At 72.2% G+C, this 508-nt stretch carries 1 protein-coding gene; it reads right to left on the minus strand.

All coding sequences use genetic code 11. The features are described 5' to 3' along the window. The coding region (locus PUR56_RS22010) for an acyltransferase domain-containing protein (protein ID WP_443034545.1) at positions 1-476 on the minus strand (476 nt) is incomplete at its 3' end. Positions 477-508 lie beyond the last annotated feature (32 nt).

A 508-nucleotide genomic window follows, 5' to 3' on the forward strand; every position in this document is an offset into this window, starting at 1 on the left:
CGCGCAGCGTCGGCGTCGGCGTAGATCTCGGCTTCCAGGCCCGCGACCACCTCGGCCCCAGGGCCGTTCACCACCGCTACGTCCAGATCCGGGAACGCCGCCAGCTCCTCCGCCTCGGAAGCACCCACCGCGAGCATCGCCCCACCCGCCGGAAGGGCCTGCATCAACCTGCCACGCGCCGCGACCAGCGCCGCCGCATCGCCGAGCGACAGCACCCCGGCCACAGGCGCGGCGGCTACCTCACCGATCGAGTGCCCCACCAGCACGTCCGCCCGCACACCCCAGTGCGCCAGCAGCGCATGCAACGCCACCTCCACCGCGAACAACGCCGGCTGCGCGTACCCGGTCCGGTGGATCAGCTCCTCGTCCGCCAGCACCTCCGCCAGCGGCTTGTCCAGATCGGCATCCAGGTGCAACGCCACCTGGTCGAAGGCGTCCGCGAACACCGGGAACGCCTCGTACAAGCCCCGGCCCATCGACGCTCGCTGCGCACCCTGCCCCGTGAACA

It is taken from the genome of Streptomyces sp. BE303, from assembly GCF_036290945.1.
GTDB lineage: Bacteria > Actinomycetota > Actinomycetes > Streptomycetales > Streptomycetaceae > Kitasatospora.